General features: G+C 74.2%; 2 protein-coding genes. One reads left to right on the top strand and one right to left on the bottom strand.

What is annotated here, in order from left to right:
- Positions 1–240: 240 nt before the first annotated feature.
- Positions 241–1017, bottom strand: coding sequence for a creatininase family protein (locus D471_RS0119260; RefSeq protein ID WP_040690374.1), 777 nt, complete (start codon positions 1015–1017; stop codon positions 241–243).
- Positions 1018–1462: 445 nt separating this feature from the next.
- On the opposite strand from D471_RS0119260, the gene bla reads away from it, so the two are divergent.
- The coding region (gene bla, locus D471_RS35185; RefSeq protein ID WP_017600115.1) for a class A beta-lactamase at positions 1463–2279 on the top strand (817 nt) is incomplete at its 3' end.

Genomic DNA, 2279 nt, shown 5'->3' with positions numbered 1-2279 from the left:
CGCGGAGCGGAGGTGGCGGGGCTGTCCGCGGCGGCGCTGGCCGGTCACGTGGCCCTGTTCGTCTTCGCCGCCTCCCTGGCCGGGGTGTCGGCGCCGGTGTTCCCGTTGGTGCCGCTGGTGGTGCTGTCGCTGATCGCGATGAGCCTGCCGGTGAACGTGGGCGGGTGGGGTCCGCGCGAGGCGGTCACCGCGCTGGCGTTCGGTGCGGCGGGTCTGGGCGCCGACCTGGGGGTGACGGCGTCAGTCGTCTACGGGCTGCTCGCGCTGGTGGCGGGGCTGCCCGGGGCGGTGGTGGCCGTCGTCCGGCTGGTGGGCCGCCACGGCGTCCAGGGCGTCCAGGTGTCCGGCGAAGCCCGTGGTGAGCGCGGCGAGGAGCCGGCGGCCCTTGTCGGCCGTGGCCAGTGAGGGACGGCCGACCACACCGGTGGGGGTGTAGGGCGCCAGACCCAGGGTCGGCATGTGGTCACGCGGCCCGGTGACGTGGTCGGCGCGGCCGGGGCGGACCAGTTCGGGGTAGGTGTGCAGCAGGACCGAGGTCTCCAGCTCCCCCGCGTGCATGTCCGTGTCGTTGTCGGTGCTCATCCCGGCGGCCTCGCGTGCCGCCTCCCACTCGTGCGCCTGGGGGAAGAGGGCCATGGCGCCGCGGGACTCCTGGACGACGTTGGCCAGGACGTGGTTGCCGCCGTGCCCGTTGACCAGGACCAGTCGGGTGTCGCCGAGGGAGGCGGCGATGTCGGTGACGACGGCGTGCAGGGTGCGCGCGGAGATGCTGACCGTGCCGGGCCAGGCGGCGTGCTCGTGGGAGCAGGAGATCGTCAGGGGCGGCAGGAGGCGCACGGGGTGGCGGCGGGCGAGTTCCCGGGCCAGGACGCAGGCGATGACGGTGTCGGTGACCAGGGGCAGGTGGGGGCCGTGCTGTTCGAGGCTGCCGACGGGCAGGAGGGCCACCCGGGCGTCGCGTTCACCCTCCTCGGCGGTGGTGGTGAGGGGCAGGAGCGAGAGCGTGAGGTCGTCCATGTGCCCCAGTATCGCGGGGTCGCCGGACGCGGCGACAGCCATCCGGTGACGACGTACCGCCACAGGCGGCGGCGACCTTCGGCCCATGGTCGATCACGGGAAGAACGCACCACTGCCGAAACGCCGAACCGTCTGGGGCCGGGAGAGGGTCCGCGCCGCGCTGAACCCGGCCGCCTGGAAGGTGGACTCGGCCGCCGGGACCGGGCTTGCCCACGCGTCTGCCGAACCGACGCTTCGACGGCCGCTCCGTCGCGCGTCGCCCTCGCCGGCCCCGGGAACGGTCGGGTCGTCGCGGAGGGACCGACCCCGACGGGTGGGACCTCAGCAGGGGTGAGCGGGCTCGGGGGGGCGTACACGCCGTGCCGTCGGCTTCGTCGACAGCGCGCCCAGCGGCCGCGAGACTTCTGGGAGTCAGTGTTCCCGTACGGAGAGAGGGTGCTTCACGGTGCCGTGGTCCACGACTCGACGCGTCGCGTCGGCCGCACTGCTGTCGGTCGTGCTGATCTCCCCCACCGGCTGCTCGTCCCCCGACGGCACGACCGCTCCCGCCGCTCCGCCGTCACCGACCGGGACCGTCGAAACCTCCCGGCCCGTCACGCCGCCCGCCCCCCTCCGGATGGACGCGGAGTTCACGCGTCTTGAGGAGGAGTTCGGCGTCCGGCTCGGCGTCCACGCCCTCGACACCGGCACGGGACGGACGGTCGAGTTCCAGGCCGACGAGCGGTTCGCCCACTGCTCCACCTACAAGGTGCTGGCCTTCGGCGCCGTGCTCGACCGGACCCCCGTCGACGGGCTCGACCGGGTGGTCACCTTCTCCGGGGCCGATCTGGTCTTCCACTCCCCCATCGCACAAGAGCGCGTGTCCACGGGTATGACGCTGCGCGAACTCGGCGACGCCGCACTGCGCCACAGCGACAACACCGCCGCCAACCTGCTCCTGAGGGAGCTCGGCGGGCCGGAGGGGCTGACCGAGGCCCTGCGCGGGATCGGTGACGAGGTCACCCGGGTGGACCGGTTCGCGCCGGGGATGGCGGAGGCGGTTCCGGGCGACGTCCGCGACAGCAGCACCCCGCGCGCGTTGGCCACGAGCCTGCGCGCGTTCGCCCTGGGCGAGGTCCTTCCCGAGGACCGGCGGGACGTCCTCGTCGGCATGCTGCGCGCCAACACCACCGGCGACGACCTGATCCGGGCCGGGGCCCCGGAGGGCTGGGAGGTCGGGGACAAGACCGGCGCGTGCGGCTACGGCACCCGGCACGACATCG

Origin of the sequence: Nocardiopsis lucentensis DSM 44048 (assembly GCF_000341125.1) — a bacterium.
GTDB classification, from domain to species: domain Bacteria; phylum Actinomycetota; class Actinomycetes; order Streptosporangiales; family Streptosporangiaceae; genus Nocardiopsis; species Nocardiopsis lucentensis.
Note: the sequence above shows the minus strand (reverse complement) of the source record. Positions and strands in the feature narration are given on the sequence as shown.

Excerpts from the sequence above, each read along its gene's own strand:
- D471_RS0119260 (WP_040690374.1), bottom strand. The coding sequence starts at position 1,017 with ATGGACGACCTCACGCTCTCGCTCCTGCCCCTCACCACCACCGCCGAG.